Raw genomic sequence first — 19,140 nt, forward strand, 5'->3', positions numbered from 1 at the left:
CTTTAAATACCATCCCAAAAAGGGTTTTAAAACGATGAAAAAATTAATCTTATTAATTGTTCTCACATTCAGTCTATTCAATGCATTTGCACAAAAGAAAGGACTAAACTACCAAGCTGTCATCCTTGACCCCAAAACCATCGAGGTTCCCGGTGTCGCCGTAACAGGACAACCGCTTTCCAATGGAAAAGTCTGGGTACGTTTCACCTTGAAAACGTCGGCCGGCGTGGATTACGAAGAGATCCAACAAACGACAACCGATGAATTCGGACTCATCTCATTAACCGTGGGAACAGGTGCTTCCACGGCTTCCAACAGCAGTAATGCGACAGGAACAAGCAAATTCAGCAGTTTTGATACCGTCGTTTGGGACGCGGAATTAAAATCATTAGTTGTTGCCGTTAATTTTGACGGAGGCTCAAAGTTCACCGAGGTAAGTAATCAAAAACTAAACTTCACCCCTTACGCGCTTTATGCGGAGTCGGTGGATTACAAAAACGTACGCGACTCCCCTAAAAACCTAAGCCAATTCAACAATGATACTGGCTATTTGGTACCGAAAGATTTAGATCCTTTGAAGTCCAATATCGCGGCAAATACCCAAGCAATTGCCGATAATCAATTGGTTAACGACGGAAAATTCATCGTGGTCAACCAAACGATTGAATCCCTAGACAAACAAGTTAAGTCGGACATCAAAAACATCAACAATACGTTAAACGATCACGATAACCGAATCAACACAACCAATAATCAATTAACCAACACCGCAAACAACCTAAATTCACAAATTGGCTCTGTTCGTAATTTAACAGAAGCAACGGCGAATACAGTTAATAATTTAGGTACCACTTATGAGTCGGCTGGAAATAAATCTTCCGCAACCGACTTAGGCGGAGGTAACCCTTCCGATGTATTATTCCCGACCCAACGTGCTGCAAAAACCTACGTAGACAATGCCGTGAGCATTGCTGTGGCATCAGGAGCGCCCGATGCAACGACGTTAGCATCTGGAAAAGTACAATTAACGGGTGATTTGGGCGGTACGGCAACCAACCCAACCGTACCCGGTTTAGCTACCAAAGAAAGTGTATCAAACAAATCCACAAACGTTTCTGCCGATGCAGGGTCTGACACCAAATATCCATCCGTAAGAGCCATCAAAACCTATGTGGATCAAGCCACACAAGGAATCGCCTTGCAAGCTGCCGTAGATGCAAAAGCAGATAAAAATTCACCAACATTCACCGGAACGCCATCGATGCCATCCGGTACTACCGCGGTCACGCAAAGTCCAGGTAATAACTCGACTGCCATCGCAACGACATCTTTCGTACAAGGTGCAATTGCTTCCGCTACGATTGTTGACGCAGATGCCAACACCAAAGGTAAGATCCAATTAACAGGTGATTTAGGCGGAACAGCCGGCTCACCTACGGTACCCGCTTTGGCAAACAAAGAAGATGTAAGTAATAAATCGACTTCTACATCGCTTGGAAACAGCAACAGCCTCTATCCTACGCAAAACGCAGTCAAGATTTACGTAGATAACCAAGTGGCCGCTGCAACCATCGCAGATGCAGATGCCAATACCAAGGGTAAACTACAATTAGCCGGTGATTTGACCGGTACAGCCGCAGCTCCTGCCATCGCGGCAAGCGCCGTAACCAGTGCGAAAATTGCCGACGGAACGATTGTGACAGCCGATATCGCTGATAATGCTATCACAACGGCTAAGATTACAGATGCCAACGTAACGGATGCAAAAATCGCAACTGTTTCAGGATCCAAAGTAACTGGAAACATCACAGGAAATGCAACCAATGTAACCGGAACCGTTGCCATTGCAAATGGCGGTACGGGAGCAACTACAGCAGCTGCAGCCTTATCGAATCTGGGTGCTCAATCCGAAGCCAATCTAAGTACAGATGTTAGCGCAGATGCAGCTTCTATTACAAAATACCCAGCCGTTAAAACAATCAAAGATTACGTTGATAACTCTGTTGCCGCAGCGACCATCGCCGATGCAACGACAAGTTTAAAAGGAAAGATTCAATTAGGCGGTGATTTGGCAGGAACAGGAACCAGTGCAGCAGCACCCGTAATTACGAATGATGCCATTACAACGGTTAAAATTTTAGACGCCAATGTAACCACAGCTAAATTAGCCGCAAATGCTGTGACAACCACGAAAATCACAGATGCCAACGTGACCACTGCGAAGATTGCGGATTTAAATGTTACCACAGGAAAATTAGCTAATGATGCGGTAACGACGGTTAAAATTACGGATGCCAATATTACTACTGCCAAAATCGCGGATGCCAATGTAACCACTGCGAAGATTGCGGATTTGAATGTTACCACCGGAAAATTAGCCGATGATGCGGTAACATCAATCAAAATCACAGATTCCAATGTAACAACCGCAAAATTGGCACCTAATGCCATCACGACGGCGAAAGTTGCCGACGGTGCCATTACCAATGCTAAAATTGCGGATGCAACCATCTTAAATGCCAAATTTGGCGAAGCGGTTAGCATTGCCAATGGGGGTACAGGTGCAACGACAGCAGCAGCAGCTCTTACAGCTTTAGGCGCTCAATCGACCGCAAATTTAAGTACGAACTTAACGACGGATGCCGCATCATTGACAAAATACCCAGCAGCCAAAACGGTCAAAGACTATGTAGACGCAAGCGTCGTAGCAGCAACACCCGATGCAACAACATCAGTGAAAGGAAAAGTGCAATTGGGCGGTGACTTAGCTGGTACAGGAACGACTGCCGCTGCTCCCGTTATTACGAATGATGCCATTACAACGGTTAAGATTTTAGATGCCAATGTAACGACAGCGAAGTTGGCCGCCAACGCCGTAACAACCGCGAAAATCACAGACGCTAATGTAACTACGATCAAGATTGCAGATGCCAATGTAACAACAGCAAAATTAGCCGATTTAAATGTTACAACCGGAAAATTAGCCGATGATGCGGTAACTACCATTAAAATCACGGATGCCAATGTAACAACAGCTAAAATTGCCGATTTAAATATTACCACGGGGAAACTTGCAGATGATGCAGTTACAACGATTAAAATTACGGATGCTAATGTAACAACAGCAAAATTAGCCGCTGCCAGCGTAACAACAGCTAAACTAGCCGATGCCTCTATTACCAATGCCAAAATTGGAGAAACCATCACCATCGCGAATGGTGGTACAGGCGCCACAACAGCCGCAGCTGCATTAACAGCTTTGGGAGCGCAATCAGTGGCCAACTTAAGTACAAACATGACGACGGATGCTGCATCATTAACAAAATACCCTGCCGTTAAAACGGTAAAAGATTACGTAGATGCAAGTGTTGTTGCAGCAACGCCTGATGCAACTGCATCCGTAAAAGGTAAAATACAATTAGGAGGTGATTTAGCAGGAACAAGTTCAAGTGCTGCAGCTCCAATTATTTCAGATGACGCTATTACGACCGTAAAAATCATCAACGATGCTGTTACCTCTTCGAAAATTGCGAATGGAACCATCGTGAATGCAGACATCAATGCATCCGCTGCGATTGCTGATACAAAATTAGCAACCATCGCTACATCAGGAAAAGTAAGCAACTCGGCGACAACCGCAACGGATGCGAATACAGCCTCAGCGATTGTAACGCGTGATGCCAATGGCGATTTTGCTGCTGGGAACATCACAGCAAGCCTAACAGGTTTGGCGAGCAAAGCTACGAATATCAACGGTGGAACCTTAGGAGCACTTCCTTATCAATCTGCTGCCAACACAACTTCGCTTTTAACAGGAAGCACTTCAGCAACCAAACAATTTTTAACCCAAACCGGAACCGGTTCTGTTTCCGCAGCACCTGCATGGGCAGGCGTTGTCATTGCCGATGTGACAGATTTAGGAACAGGCGTAGGTGGATTCTTAGGAACAGCAACCAGTGCAAACCTAGCAACAGCCGTGACGAATGAAACAGGTTCAGGTGCTTTGGTATTTGCTACCTCTCCTACTTTAGTAACACCTACTTTAGGTGTCGCTTCAGCAACTAGTGTAGGCTTTGCTGGATCTACATCCGGAACAGCAACGCTTGCAGCTCCAGCAGTAGCCGGAACAACGACGATTACTTTACCTGGGGCATCAGGAACTTTAGCGACTTTGGCAGGAACAGAAACCTTGACCAATAAAACATTAACGAGTCCAACCTTCACAGCACCGGCATTAGGCACACCCGCTTCTGGGGTATTAACGAACGCCACGGGTTTACCATTAACAACAGGCGTAACGGGAACCTTGCCTATCGCGAATGGCGGTACAGGCTCAACAACGGCTGCAGATGCCTTGACAGCTTTAGGTGCGCAATCAACAGCCAACTTAAGTACAAACGTTACAACAGATGCCGCATCATTAACAAAATACCCAGCGGTTAAGACAATCAAAGATTACGTGGACGCAAGTGTTACGTCAGGTGCTCCCGATGCGACAACATCCGTGAAAGGAAAAGTTCAACTAGCAGGTGATTTAGCAGGAACAGGTACCACAGCGGCAGCACCCATCATTTCAGATGATGCAATCACAACAGTCAAAATTGCAGCAAGTGCAGTAACAAGTGCTAAAATCGCCGATGCAACAATTGTCAATGCCGACATTAGCACAACTGCTGCGATTGTAGATACAAAATTAGCAACCATCGCAACAGCCGGTAAGGTCAGCAATTCAGCTACGACTGCAGATGATGCGAATACAGCCTCAGCAATTGTTGCACGTGATGCAAGTGGTAATTTTGCAGCTGGAACCATTACTGCCAATTTAACGGGCTTAGCATCTAAAGCAACGAACATTAATGGTGGAGCTTTGGGTTCGATTCCATACCAAAGCGCCGCTAATACCACATCCCTATTAGCTGGTAACACTTCAGCAACTAAAAAATTCCTAACACAAACCGGTGACGGCACTGCAACGGCAGCTCCTGTTTGGGCAGGTGTGGCAGTATCCGATATCACAGGAACTTTACCCGTAGCCAATGGAGGAACAGGTGTAACAACGGCGGCAGCCAACCTTGTTTTCGCTGGACCTACTTCGGGCGCAACCGCATCAGCGCCAAGTTTCCGTTCACTGGTAGCTGCTGATTTACCAGCAGGATCTACCAACTACGTGATCAACGGAACGACCCAACAAGCCAGCACTGATTTTAACATCAGCGGATCAGGGACCATTGGAACAACCTTAGCCGTTACGGGAAATACGACGATCGGAGGAACAGCAACCATTACAGGTGCGACTACCCTATCCGCTTTAACCGCTTCCAAAGGTGTGTTCACGGATGCTTCGAAACGTTTGACAAGCACGGGTACTTTAGGAACAGACCAAGGAGGAACCGGCATGACATCTTTCAATAGTGGCGGAGCCATGTATGCAACCAGCACATCCGCATTGGCGACAGGAACTTTACCTACAAGTGCCGGTGGAACAGGATTAACAACTTATACAAGTGGTGGTGCTTTATATACGACAAGTACAACGGCCATTACATCGGGAACCTTGCCTGTGAGTGCCGGGGGTACTGGTTCAACGACCCAAAACTTTGTGGATCTAACAACCGCACAAACAATCGCAGGTGCCAAAACCTTTTCTTCTACGATCGTTGGCTCGATATCAGGAAACGCAGCGACGGTAACGAATGGCGTTTACACCACAGATAAAATCAGTGTATTAGCAGCAACAACATCGGCCGAATTAGCGGGTGTTATCTCGAATGAAACCGGTACAGGTGCTTTGGTGTTTGCGACCTCCCCTACGTTAGTAACACCAACAATCGGAGTAGCCACAGCGACCACGGTTAGTTATGCAGGTTCAACTTCGGGAACAGCAACCTTAGCAGCTCCAGCAGTAGCGGGAACGACAACGATTACTTTACCAGGAGCAACGGGAACTTTGGCAACGTTGGCAGGTACAGAGACGTTGACAAATAAGACCTTAACTTCGCCTACCTTCATAGCACCGGTTTTGGGAACACCTGCCTCAGGAACCTTGACCAATGCGACGGGCTTGCCATTGTCAACCGGGGTAACAGGAACCTTACCACTCGCAAATGGTGGTACGGGCCAAACCACAAAAGCTGCGGCATTTGATGCTTTGTCTCCGATGACAACGGCAGGTGATATCATCTACGGAGGAACATCGGGAACAGGTACACGTTTGGCGAAAGGAACGGATGGCCAATTCTTGACTTTAGTTAGTGGGTCTCCTGCTTGGTCTACGTCGAGTGCGGTGACAAGTGTGGGAGCTATTTCAGCCTCATCCACGGCAAATGGAGCAAGTATTACATCAAATGTTTTAAACTTAGCACCTGCGGATGGGACAAATGGAGGAGTCGTAACGACAGCAACTCAAACCTTCGCTGGAGCTAAGACATTTAACTCAGATTTGACAGTTAATGGGATTACGATAGGTAAAGGAACAGGTCAATTAGCTACTAATACAGTTGTTGGAAATGCGGCACTAAATGCCATTACTACAGGAACCGGGAATACGGCTTTCGGCGCAAATGCATTAAAAGCAGCAACCACGGGGGTCGATAATGTAGCAATCGGAAAAGACGCATTACTTGCTAATACAACTGGATCAAACAATATAGGTATTGGTGTCGTATCTGGAGCAAATAATACGACGGGCGGATATAATGTCTCGATTGGTAAAGAATCATTACAGCGAAATTTATCAGGAAATGTCAACGTAGCAGTGGGCCCTGCCGCTATTGATTACGTTACTACGGGAGACAACAATACCGTTTTAGGTGGATTTGCAGGCCGTTACTATGGATCAGGGAATACGAACAATTTAACTACCATGAACAATAGCATTTTAATCGGCTACAATACAAGACCTTCAGCGAATAGTAGCAGCAATGAAATTGTTATAGGTACAGACGCTATTGGATCTGGTAATAATACGACCACAATTGGTAATGCAAATACGACTAGCACGAAAATTTTAGGAGCTCTCAACATACCCAATACCACGGCATCTACATCTACCACTACAGGAGCATTAATCATTTCTGGTGGCGTTGGTATCGCGAAAGAATTAAATATTGGAGCAACGACAACTTCTACCTCAACAACTACTGGGTCTATTGTTACCGCAGGTGGCGTAGGTATTGCAGGAACCATGTTTGTAGGAGGAGATGTCGATGTCACATCCACTACTGCTGCCACATCGACTACGACGGGTGCATTAGTCGTTACAGGTGGAGCGGGAATTGGAGGAGCAGCCTACATTGGAGGTACTTTAAGTATTGCAGGCGGAACACCGGGTGCAGGTAAAGTTTTGGTATCCGATGCAAATGGTTTGGCGTCTTGGTCTAATAATGTAGGTGGCGGTGTATTAAATAAGACAGCAAATTATACGATATTAACTACTGACAATGCGAATGTTTTGGTATACTCTGGATCCACTGCCTCACAAACAATTACTTTACCCAGTGCGGTAACTGTAGGCGCTGGCCGAGAAATCACAATTAAAAACATTGCAAGTGTTTCAGTTTCGGTAGGGTCTGCTGGAGGTTATGTCATATCAGATAGTACCACAACTACAGCAAGTACGTTGTCAATCGGTATTGAACCTTCCAACAACTGGATAAAGGCTATTTCAAATGGCACCAACTGGATTATTTTACGTGCATTGTTCTAAAATCGAATTAATTTAAAATGAAAACAAGATTCAAAATAGGTTTATTCGCTTTAGTCGCTGTCCTTTCCCAAACAGGAAAATTGGTTGCCCAAACGGGTATCGGAACCACGGTACCGAAAACAAAACTCCATGTTAAAGACAATGGAGGAGCCTTTCGCATTGAGGGAACAGACCATGTATTCATGGAATTATATCCGCAAGGTGCAACTACCCGTTATGCGTATTTCGGCTACCCGGGAGCTAGTTCAACTCAACTAACCTTCATGAACTTGTTTTCCACAGGTAACATTGCCTGGGGGACCAACAATGTGAACCGCATGTTTTTAACTTCGGATGGGAAATTAAGCATCGGGAATTCTACAGCAGCAACAACGCTCAGCGTGGGTACAAGTGATGGATTACTTCCGGGAGAAATTACGCTATTCCCGACTACAGCAGCCTATGAAGGCGGTCAAATAATTTTCAAAAAATCGTTGACAGGGTCCACAGCGGATTGGATCATGGATCAATATGGCTCAACAGCTTCCGATGCCCGTTTACGTATTTTTAATACGAGTGAACTCAACGGTTTAATCATCAAAGAAAATGGATTCATTGGGATGGGCAACTCCGCTCCTACCGTTCGATTGCAGGTAACGGGTGACATTATCGCCAACTCCATCGCGGGTTCATCGGATGCGCGCTTTAAAACGAATATCGCTTCCATCCAAAATCCATTGCAAAAAGTCTTGGCCTTGCGGGGTGTAAATTTCAACTGGAATACGGCCGCTTTTCCCCAACGCATGTTCTCGGACAAAATGACTTTGGGATTCATCGCACAAGAGGTAGAAAAAGTCTTACCGGAAATCGTTCAGACGGAAAATACAGCCGAAGGATTTAAATCCGTACAATACGATAAAGTTGTCGCCCTACTCGTAGAAGCGATGAAGGAACAACAGAAACAAATCAATCAACTAAAAAGAGAAGTAAAGAAACTGAAGCGTCAGGCACGATAAGATGAAAAGATTATTGGTCCTTTTCTTGTTAATTTATTCAAGTGCCTCTTTCGGGCAAAAGATCACTACGCCTGCTACGCAATCCATCGAAGCAGGAACAACGGTCAATGTCAGTGATTTTGTGGTGAATTGGGCCAACAATACGGAATCATTACTGATCAGTCTCAGTTTAGAATACCAAAGTACAGCCACTTTTAGTTTACCTACAACCACAGGTTTGACCCGAAACTACGGGTATAACAGTTGGACCGGAATCAATACCCTAGTCTTTTACGGAACCCGAGATAATGTCAATGCCGCCCTTGCAGCGATGACAGTCACCATGGGAAGTGTCAAAACCGCTGTAAAAATTAATATTGAAGTTTCTCCGTTTGATGTCAGCTATGTTTACAATCCGGTAAACAAGCATTATTACAAATATGTGGCTAGCTCGCAGATTACTTATACGAATGCAAGGGCAGGTGCATCGAGTAATACGTTTTTGGGTAAAACGGGGTATTTGGTCACCATCACCTCGCAATCCGAACAAGATTTCGTGAATAATAATATCGTAGGTAGTAACATTTGGATTGCCATTACAGATGAAGCGACTACGACCGATGGCACCTGGAAATTAGATGGGGGTCCGGAATTAGGAACCATAATCAAAACGCAAAATGGACCCACTGCTGGCAATATTGACGGACAATATAATAATTGGTGTACAGGTGAGCCCAATGGTGCGAATCACAGTGAGGACTATGCCGTAGCCAAATGGAACGGGGGAACTTGTTGGAACGATTTATCAAACACCAATACAGGTGCAGTGGCTGGATATATCGTAGAAGTCAGTGCCGATTTCCCATCGGGTTCCACGTATTTCACTGGCGTGTATTCTACCTATGTTGTACACAACAATGATTTGGCTTACACATTAGCAACGGCTTCGAGTAGAACCCTATCTTCGAGTAACATTTCGAACTTACCCAATATTTATGGAGGATTGATCATCAATGATGGAAATACCATTACCATGAATAGTTCGAGTACCTTAAACACCAACAAAGTTGTTTTCAACGGGACTGGGAAAATGATCTTAACAGATAATACGAGCAAATGGACTCCGGGAGCTTCCAATCTAACAAATACCTTTGTTCACAGTCCGTCAACCAACTCCACTCCTTCTTATTGGTCGGTGACAAGTTCTTGGAATAACTCAACCGGATCAACTGGAGTGGGAGATTCCTTTTATGAAAATGCACCCTATTCAGGTGGTGTAGCCTTGCATTTTACACCTTATCTGAATTCCCCACAAGGCTGGTCGGCGCAATTCAATAACACCAGCCAATACCTAACCTTGAACTACCCCGTTCCCGTCTATATGACAGGAATCGTTACCCAAGGACGAGCCTATAATGGCGGGCAATGGGTTAAATCTGCCAACGTAGATGTCAGTTTAGATGGATCAACTTGGACAAATGTATTAAGCAATGTGGCTTTAAATACCAATTCCACAGATGCCGTCACAATATTATTTCCTTCGGTTGTCTATGCCAAATATGTACGTTTAAACCCAACAGATTGGACAAATCACATCACCATGCGCATGGGGGTCATCATCAAATCAAATCCTTTGGTAGCAGATGGATTAGTCCTGCAGCTGGATGCTGGAAACTTGGCCTCCTATAAGGGAACAGGGACTACCTGGACCGATTTGTCGGGCAATGGTTATCATAGTACGTTAACTAATGGACCAACCTATAATATCGCCAATAAAGGCTTTTTGACATTTGATGGCGTGGATGATTATGCGAATGGTGTGGCGATACCTTCAACCAGTGGAAATAATTCGCGTACGGTGATGGTTTGGTATAAGTCAACCGCGAATCGAAATACCGCACTTTTGGACAAAGGGGAAGTAACAGATGATAAAGCGGAGCAATTATTTTTAGTTTATACCAACGGTGCTGGCCTCGATGCAGGTAACTCTCCACCGGTAAACAATGGAGGAATAGCTGTATGTTTTTGGGGGAACGATTTGATTTATCCCATCGCCGCTACAACCCTATTCGATGGCAATTGGCATTTTGTGGCCTATACCTACGACAATTCGAATACATCCGTTCGAATCTGCTTCGATGGTAATTTTGCCTCGTCTGTTTACCATTGGAATACAAGTGCTTGGTCTACAAAAACCACAAAACCTTTTGTGTTACCACGCGTACAAAACACAACGAATAACCCCTATTTGATTGGTCAATCACGCGGTGCTTTTTGGGGAAAAGGTGGATTGTATAGCAATGCAAACATACCTTCCGTCCAGATTTATAACCGTGCGTTAACCGAGGCTGAAATTCTGAATAACTTTAATGCAACAAGATCACGCTATGGTAGATAAACACATCCTTCTTTATCTTTTGCTATTCATCGGCTTTGCGGCACGTGCCCAAACGGGTATCGGCACCACTGCGCCCGTGAATAAATTCCAGGTGGAAGCTACCGCGGCGGATCCGGCCAATAGCGGTTCAGCGGCTAATGGCAACTTACGTTTGGGCGGACTTTCCGTTTCGCATGTATTAGACTTTGGCTTGAGCAGTACATCAACCTTTGCTTGGATTCAAGCACGAAATAAGACCTATGGGACAAATTATATTTTGGCTTTAAATCCGTTGGGGGGTAATGTGGGGATCGGTACTTCTTCGCCTACGGCTAAATTGAATCTTGTGGGCGGTGGTATTCGGATACATGATGGCTTTAGTAATTCAACGGCCCGACCAGCCATAAACACGAGTACAATCGGGGCATATGAAATCCGAGGAGTAGGTTCAGGAAGTGGTACCACGCAAGCAGATGGCTCAGATGATGGATTTTTACGGCTTTCCGCAGGAGGCGGAACAAATTCTACCACACAGTCATCAATCGAATTATCCGGTTACTCGAATGTGGCCGACATGAGTAATAACATCGTATTTAAAACGGCAGGAGCTGAACGCATGCGTTTGGATATTAATGGAAATTTGTCGGGATCAACGACGAATACGCTATCGGGATTCGGGGCACAAATCAATAGCATTTCAGCTGGGTATACGTTGGCTGCGACAGATAATTCCGAAGTTATCCAATCCAATGCAGCCTCAGCGATTACGGTGACCATTCCGGCGGGATTGCCTACAGGCTTCAACTGCATGGTCTTGCAATACGGAGCGGGTCAAATTACCTTTAGTCCCGCATCCGGCGTGACCATCATCAACCGAAACAGCTATAACAAGACCATTGGCCAGTATGCCTTGGCAACGGTATTGCACATCGGCTCAAACGTGGTCATTATTTCAGGAGAATTAAGTAATTAATATATGCGGTCGTTTGTATTCTTCTTCTTGGTTTCCTTATCGTTACAGGCGCAATTCTTTGCCCCTGTATATCCAAATTCGGTGGCGAAGAATAACTTGATTGTCGACTATGATTTTCAAAATCCGACATCCTATGCGGGAACAGGAACCAGCGTGGCGAGTACAACAGCTAAAAATATACCCGCAACATTGGGTGGGTCCCCTACGTTCCATGCTGACCCTGGTTATGTACATTTTAAAGCGGCAAGCGCGAACTATTTATTAATAGGTGATTTAAGAACCTTTTATCCACCGGTTACCTCATCAACCCGTTCGGGGGTATTTACCTTAAGTCTTTGGTTCAACCCAACCTTAGCGAATGGAAATGTAGTTACAGATTTAAATTCGACTAGTATTAATGGAGGGTATCATACGACTGACATTGAGATGGTTGGAGGAGTCTTGAAGTTTTCCGTTTGGCCCAAACCGAGTATCATCACATCAGGAACTATCACTTTAAACACTTGGCATCACGTGGTTTTAGTCTATACGGGAACCAAGCTGAATGCCTATGTTGACAATACCTTGGTGGGCTCTGCGACCTACACCCGAGATGGGCCCGCCATGGGATCATTAACATCAGGGCAATATTTTGGCATTGGTGCAGCTGATGGGACCAACATGGGTTCTGGCGCTTATGGAAGTTTCTTACTAGGTGATGTAAAATTTTATGCAAGTGCCTTGTCGGCAGGAGATGTCAGTAACCTTTACCTCTCGGAAGAACCCAATTACGATTTACTATTCATGGTGGACGGATCTAAAAATATTGCCACGTATCCAGATTTAGCGGGTTTGGCTACGACGTCAACAAACCGAGCTGGAGTTTCCTACAATGTTGCTGCAGGAGGGTCCTTGTATTTTAATGGAACAACGACTGGCTATACGGATTTTACCTTTCCATTAAACGGCGCCACAACCATCACGGTAGAGATGTGGGTCTATCCCACCGCATTTTCAGGTGGAATGTTTTTTGGATTTTACAATTACGACATCTATACATATAATAATGCTATTGGCTTTAACACAGCTGCCGGTGATGTCTATGGGCTAACGGCCACTCAAACGAGTGGCTGTTTAAATACATGGAAACATTATGTTTTCGTCATGAAAGAGGGATCTGTGACAAACAATAAAATTTATTTGAACGGGGTAAATCAATCACTTTCACAAATATTGGGGACTCCAAATATTGCGAACGCTTCATTTACAAATGGAGTGGGTAGAATTGGATCATGGGGAATAAATACAAATTATATACAACCTATGTACGTGACTAAATTTAAAGTGTATGATCGAGAATTAACACAGGCTGAAATAACGGCAAAATTCAATAAGGACAAGGCGAGACATGGACTTTAAGCTATCGAACATCCTGGTTTTACATACATTTGCAGGCTTTAGAAAGGCGATGTTTTTTCTGAGCTTGTTGGCCTATACCCCTGCCCTTTTCCCACAAAGCACCACCAATAGCGCGAGTTCTAACACCTTTACAAACACAGCCACTTGGACTAGTCCCAGCGATTTAACGGGAACGGCTACCATTTTAGATGGTCAAACGGTCACGATTCCGGCCAACATCAATCAAGTATATTCCAATAAAATCATTTTCTCAGGTACCGGAAAATTGGCTTTAGCAGGTACTACGAGTAAATGGGTTCCTGCGACCAATCGAAACGGCAACCCACCTTATGAATCATTTAGCTTCGCTACAAATTGGTCGGCATCCAGCAGTTGGGGAAACGTTACATTTGGGACAAATTTATATATACCCTGGATTGATTCGGGTACGAGCTGGTCGGCAGGAAGTGCACTAAATTACACGGATTACCTACAATATGACCTCAAAAGTCCGCGTTGGATACAAGGCATTATTTCACAAGGTCGGGCGGATTACGCGCAATGGGTCACATCGGCCAAAGTGCAAGTAAGTACGGATAATGTAAATTGGGCGACAGCGTCAGAAGGCCTTACATTGAATTCGGATCAACACACCAAAGTATATGCAAATTTCCCCAATGTGATGTTTGGGCGTTACGTGCGTGTTACTCCCATGGCCGTATATGGTCATCCTTCCATGCGTTTAGGTATCTTATTACGTGATGATGTGATGAAATCCTGCAACGAAATTAAAACAAACTTCCCGAATGCGACTTCGGGTGTTTATGTCATTGACCCGGATGGAGCAGGAGCAACAGCAGCAACTTCTTGTTATTGTGATATGGACACGGATGGTGGCGGGTGGACTTTGGTATTGAATTATTTACATGCAGCCAATACAAACCCCGCTTTGGTATATAAAACAAGTACTTTACCCTTATTAGGTTCCACGGTATTAGGTACCGATGAATCCACATCTGCTACCGCATGGGGACATACAACCCCTGCTTACCTGAATAAATTCACATTTTCAGAATTTCGCTTTTATGGAGCAACCTCAGCGCATGGACGAATAATACATTTTAAAACATCTCATAGCGGAACCCTCACCTATTTCAAAACGGGTAATGGAAGCATGATTGGCATTGCAAGTATTTATACACCCTTATCGAGTCATTCGGCTTATTTACCAGGAAGCACGGGTCATTACTTCAGTAATCAATTGAATGATGCAATGACAAACTTTCCTATCTATTTGAACGGCACATATCATTGGGGTATTCGAGGAAGTGGAAGCCGCTGGGAGGTAGATGACTATCCCAATAACTCGGCCTATAGTACCCATCATCAAATTTGGATTAGATAACATGAATAAAATAGTCTTCTTCTTGTTGATTTCTTTTGCTGCGCTTTCCCAAACGGGTATTGGTACCACGACACCTAATGCATCCGCGAAGTTGGAGGTATATGCCACCGACAAAGGTTTCTTACCTCCGCGCGTGGCATTAAGCGCAACGAACGCAACAAGTCCCATTACTAGTCCGGCGAATGGATTGTTGGTTTACAATACCGCCACAGCAGGCACATCGCCCAATAACGTTACACCGGGTTTTTATTTTTACAATGGATCTTCCTGGGTGAAATTAATAGGCGCTTCGGATAATGCAGCCAATGTAACGGGAACGGTGGCTGTTGCGAATGGAGGAACCGGAACCACAACAGGTTCGATTACAGGAACAGGTGCGTTAACCTTTACCGCTGGAGGAAGCAATCAAAATGTCACGCTAAGTCCGAGTGGATCTGGTTATACGATTTTGAATAACAGTATTGGTATAGGTACCACCACTCCTATTGATCGTTTGGATGTGCGAAGTGCGATGAGTGTCAATGAAATCAAATTTAGAGGAACAGATGGAGGTGACGATTCAGATCCATATCGTTTAAGAAAATTTAAAATAGGGAATTCAAACGAATTACAACTCCATTTGAACGACGATACGGATGAACGATTTACAATCTATGGGAATTCATGTTTGTATGGTGGATGTGCCGAATATAGCCCCACGTTATATCACTATTTTCGTTCAGATGGAGATGTGTATCATGCTGGAAAAGTAGGAATTGGTACGACCTCTCCGCTTGTTCCATTGCATGTAACTTCTTCCGTGAACCAGTATGTCAATGTTTATGGCTATTTAAACCAAAATCAAGCGCAAGGGGCTTATACAGCTAATACCTATGTTGCGTATTCCATTCAAGCCGATCAGCGTATTCGTGCTCCTGAATTCAATGCCATATCCGATGTTCGAATCAAGAAGGGGATTGCTATGCTTCATTCTGGTAAGCAATTATCAGACCTAAATAGACTCAAGGTTGTGAATTATGCCTACGTTGACCAACTAGCCAATGGGACGAAGCAAAAAACGGGTTTTATTGCGCAAGAAGTAGAAAAGGTTAATCCACAATTTGTCAATCAATCGACAGATTTTATTCCTTCCGTTTTTGCTTTGGCAAAATCAACATCCGTTGAAAATGAAAAGTTGAAAATTACCACCGAAAAACCGCATGGTTTTGCCAAAGGTGATGAAGTGAAATTTTTTGTCGAAGGAAAAAAAGAGGTGATTAAAACAATTGAGTCTGTAGATGATTCGCAAAATTTCATTGTCAAAGGATGGAATGAACCAACAATTAATCTCTTCATCTATGGCAAGAAAGTAAGTGATTTTCGCGCCATCGATTTTGATCAAATTACCGCTTTGAGTGTAGCAGCTATTCAAGAATTAAGTAAACAAGTGGATCAACTGAAGCTTGAAAACGAAAAATTGAATAAAAAAACACAAGTTAAACAGGCTAACTTAGAGAAGCGATTACGCCTTTTAGAGTCTAAATTGAAATGAAACGATTAATTCTATTTTTCTTATTGGTTTCTTCAGGGTTATATGCCCAAACGGGGATTGGAACCTCATCACCGAATGCATCCGCGAAGTTGGATGTATCCGCGACGGACCGTGGATTCTTACCCCCACGTGTGGCTTTAACCGCGGCGAATGTATTCACTCCGATCACGGGAACATCCTCCGCTGCGGCAGGCTTGTTGGTCTATAATACCCAAACCGCTGGCAGCATTCCCAATAACGTGGTCCCAGGCTATTATTATTGGAACGGTTCCGCATGGGTACAAATCGCTGGAGGATTAGTTATCGATAATTCAAAGTCGGCAAGTTTCACCTTAACAACTGCTGATAACAATAAATTATTCATCATCAACTCGGCGAGTACCGTGACCGTCACGGTCCCTACCCTAACCATTGGCTTTAACTGCCAATTTATTCAAACGGGTGCGGGTGTCATTAGTTTATTGGCATCAGGAACAACACTCAATTCCGCCAACGGATTAACTTCCCGCACGACCAATAGTGTAATCGGTTTGGTGATGAATAGTACGACAACGGGTTATGTCTTTGGTGATACAATCTTTTAATGAAGGTAGAAAAGAACATATTGTTACTATTGCTGCTGTTCAGTTGGCAGTTATGCGCTCAAAACCTCGGCGTCAGTGCGGCGCTAAAAAGACCCGTCATTAGCAATATTAATACGTTTACCTATACCGGAGCGATCCAACAATTCATCGTTCCTAATCGGGTCACAAGCATCCAAATCAATGCCATAGGTGCCAAAGGAGGCACGGGCTTGGGTGGGATGGTTGGCGGTGCGGGCGCCAATATCACAACAACTTTGAACGTGACACCTGGCCAAATTCTTTATGTGGTCGTAGGTGGTTTTCCGGGTCAATCAGCTACAGCTAAATATGGCTTTGCTGGCAATGGAGGTGTGGCTGACAATACAGCTGGCAATGGCGCCGCTGGAGGAGGTTTGTCGGGCGTATTTTCATCTTCAAACCCATCCAACACCAATGCCTATATCGTCGCGGGCGGAGGAGGTGGCGGAGCCGGAACAGGAGGAACAACAGGCTACACGGGTGGTTCTGCCTTAAATGCTAATGTTGGAAATGCAGGCAATGGTGCTGGAGGACTTGGCTATCCGATGAGTGGACGCTACCAATTTGGATATGGGGCTACGACAACTACAGTCGGTGTAGGAGGAATCGCATATGATAATAATCCGGGGAATAATGGAGGGGATGGAGGAAACTTAACGGGCGGTGTTGGAGGTACAGGGACCATATGGCAAGGTGCCGGCGGAGGTGGTGGTGGTTTTTACGGGGGTGGTGGTGGCGCCGGAGGTGGTTCTGCAAACGGCGGAGGTGGAGGCGGTTCTTCGAAATCAAGCACGGGATTTAATACATTTGGCACACCAAATACCACAGGAGATGGAAGCGTTACCATTACTTGCCTATCCAATTCAAGTTTGTTTTTGCACCTGGATGCTGGCAATCCTTTGAGTTATTCAGGTTCAGGTACGACTTGGAATGATCTATCAGGCAATGGTTCACATGTCACATTAACCTCCACAACCTACAATGCAGCAAATGGAGGATCTATTGGTTTTAATGGGACTTCTAGTTATGCGAATTTCAATGCGAATATAGGAAGCACAAATGTGATCACCGTGGAGATGTGGGTGAAAACAAATTCATTGAATACACCAACTGGGGCCATGTATTTCGGGTTTAACAAATATGATGTATGGACCAAGAGTGCCCATATAGGATTCAATACTTCTGGTGGGGATATTTACGGCTTATCAGATACTAGGGTTACTAATTTAGGAATCGAAGGGGCATGGAAACATCTAGTTTTCGTTATGAATTCTGGGACTACGAGCAACAATAAAATATATGTAAATTCGATTAACCAAACTTCATTGACGCAAGTCTTATCAGGATTCACAGCGGCAAATGCTAATTTCAATTCGGGAGCTGGAAGAATATCGGGATGGCGGAATGACGCTGCTTGGCTCATGAATTTAAATGTAGCCAGTTTTAAAATCTACAATCGCGAATTGACTGAACAAGAAATCACGAATAATTTCAATTCCACCAAACAACGTTTTTATCCAGATAACTCGGGACTTAGCCCGGAAACGGCATCAACGAGTGCATACCAAATTAAACAAGATTATCCGAATTCTGTTGATGGTTTTTATTGGATTAAGCATGCAAGCATCAATGGTGGCGTTCCGATTAAAATTTATGCAGACATGACGACCGACGGAGGCGGTTGGACCTTGATTTTAAAAAATTCTTCTTATGGAGGATGGTCTTTGGCTAATGCCATTGACCTGAATGCAACAAATCCTTTTACGAAGAATACGGATATAGTTACGAATTCCACAGCGAATTATTCCATAATCAAGTGGGCTGATTACATCAAGAAAAGTTCGAGCGGTTTTCAATACATGATCGATGCATATGCTCGAAACAGTTATGGGGGAATTTGGACGGCTAATGCGGCCTATAGCTTTATTAGTACGAGTAATGCAAATACAAATATTACTTTAAATGCTAATTATGGTGGCTGGACGTATAATTCCGCTAATGATGGGATTTCTCAACGCATGCCATGGCACGGCTATGTAGGTGCCAATACGGGATTTTTGGGGCTTTCCAGTGGGTCAGGAAATTGGTGGGGAACGCTGGTTGCTAACAACCAGTATTATGCCCCAGCACCTTGGATTGGAACAATAGGAGGAACCGGCGCTTCTCCCGGAATTATTTGGTATTGGGTTAGATAAC

Annotated in this window: 9 protein-coding genes; all 9 read left to right on the forward strand. The window is 44.5% G+C overall.

The features are described 5' to 3' along the window. The first annotated feature begins 34 nt into the window (after positions 1 to 34). The 9 genes from PQG45_RS04510 to PQG45_RS04550 are packed head-to-tail and all read left to right on the forward strand — an operon-like array spanning position 35 to position 19,139. A complete protein-coding gene (locus PQG45_RS04510; protein WP_316070344.1) occupies positions 35 to 7,705 on the forward strand; it encodes a hypothetical protein in 7,671 nt (2,556 codons plus the stop codon). Between the two features lie 17 nt (positions 7,706 to 7,722). After that, complete coding sequence (locus tag PQG45_RS04515) at positions 7,723 to 8,700, forward strand: tail fiber domain-containing protein (protein ID WP_315575397.1); 978 nt, start codon at positions 7,723 to 7,725, stop codon at positions 8,698 to 8,700. Between the two features lies 1 nt (position 8,701). Then, on the forward strand, positions 8,702 to 11,077 hold the full coding sequence (locus PQG45_RS04520; protein WP_316070345.1) for a discoidin domain-containing protein: 2,376 nt from the start codon (positions 8,702 to 8,704) through the stop codon (positions 11,075 to 11,077). Further along, the gene (locus PQG45_RS04525; RefSeq protein ID WP_316070346.1) at positions 11,049 to 12,029 is read left to right on the forward strand and encodes a hypothetical protein; all 981 of its coding nucleotides are present in this window, start codon (positions 11,049 to 11,051) and stop codon (positions 12,027 to 12,029) included. The genes PQG45_RS04520 and PQG45_RS04525 overlap by 29 nt, the downstream gene beginning before the upstream one ends. A 3-nt stretch (positions 12,030 to 12,032) precedes the next feature. Continuing rightward, the gene (locus PQG45_RS04530; protein ID WP_316070347.1) at positions 12,033 to 13,427 is read left to right on the forward strand and encodes a LamG-like jellyroll fold domain-containing protein; all 1,395 of its coding nucleotides are present in this window, start codon (positions 12,033 to 12,035) and stop codon (positions 13,425 to 13,427) included. Then, positions 13,417 to 14,811 carry a fibrinogen-like YCDxxxxGGGW domain-containing protein gene (locus PQG45_RS04535; protein WP_315575390.1) on the forward strand — a complete coding sequence of 465 codons (1,395 nt, stop codon included), beginning with the start codon at positions 13,417 to 13,419 and terminating at the stop codon, positions 14,809 to 14,811. The genes PQG45_RS04530 and PQG45_RS04535 overlap by 11 nt, the downstream gene beginning before the upstream one ends. A gap of 1 nt (position 14,812) precedes the next feature. After that, on the forward strand, positions 14,813 to 16,342 hold the full coding sequence (locus PQG45_RS04540; protein WP_315575388.1) for a tail fiber domain-containing protein: 1,530 nt from the start codon (positions 14,813 to 14,815) through the stop codon (positions 16,340 to 16,342). Continuing rightward, complete coding sequence (locus PQG45_RS04545) at positions 16,339 to 16,926, forward strand: hypothetical protein (RefSeq protein WP_316070348.1); 588 nt, start codon at positions 16,339 to 16,341, stop codon at positions 16,924 to 16,926. Before PQG45_RS04540 ends, PQG45_RS04545 begins: the two co-directional genes overlap by 4 nt. Next, positions 16,926 to 19,139: a fibrinogen-like YCDxxxxGGGW domain-containing protein gene (locus PQG45_RS04550; RefSeq protein ID WP_316070349.1), complete on the forward strand. Its 2,214-nt coding sequence runs from the start codon at positions 16,926 to 16,928 to the stop codon at positions 19,137 to 19,139. The genes PQG45_RS04545 and PQG45_RS04550 overlap by 1 nt, the downstream gene beginning before the upstream one ends. Position 19,140 lies beyond the last annotated feature (1 nt).

The sequence above is a fragment of the Aquirufa regiilacus genome (genome assembly GCF_032470275.1).
Taxonomy (GTDB): domain Bacteria; phylum Bacteroidota; class Bacteroidia; order Cytophagales; family Spirosomataceae; genus Aquirufa; species Aquirufa regiilacus.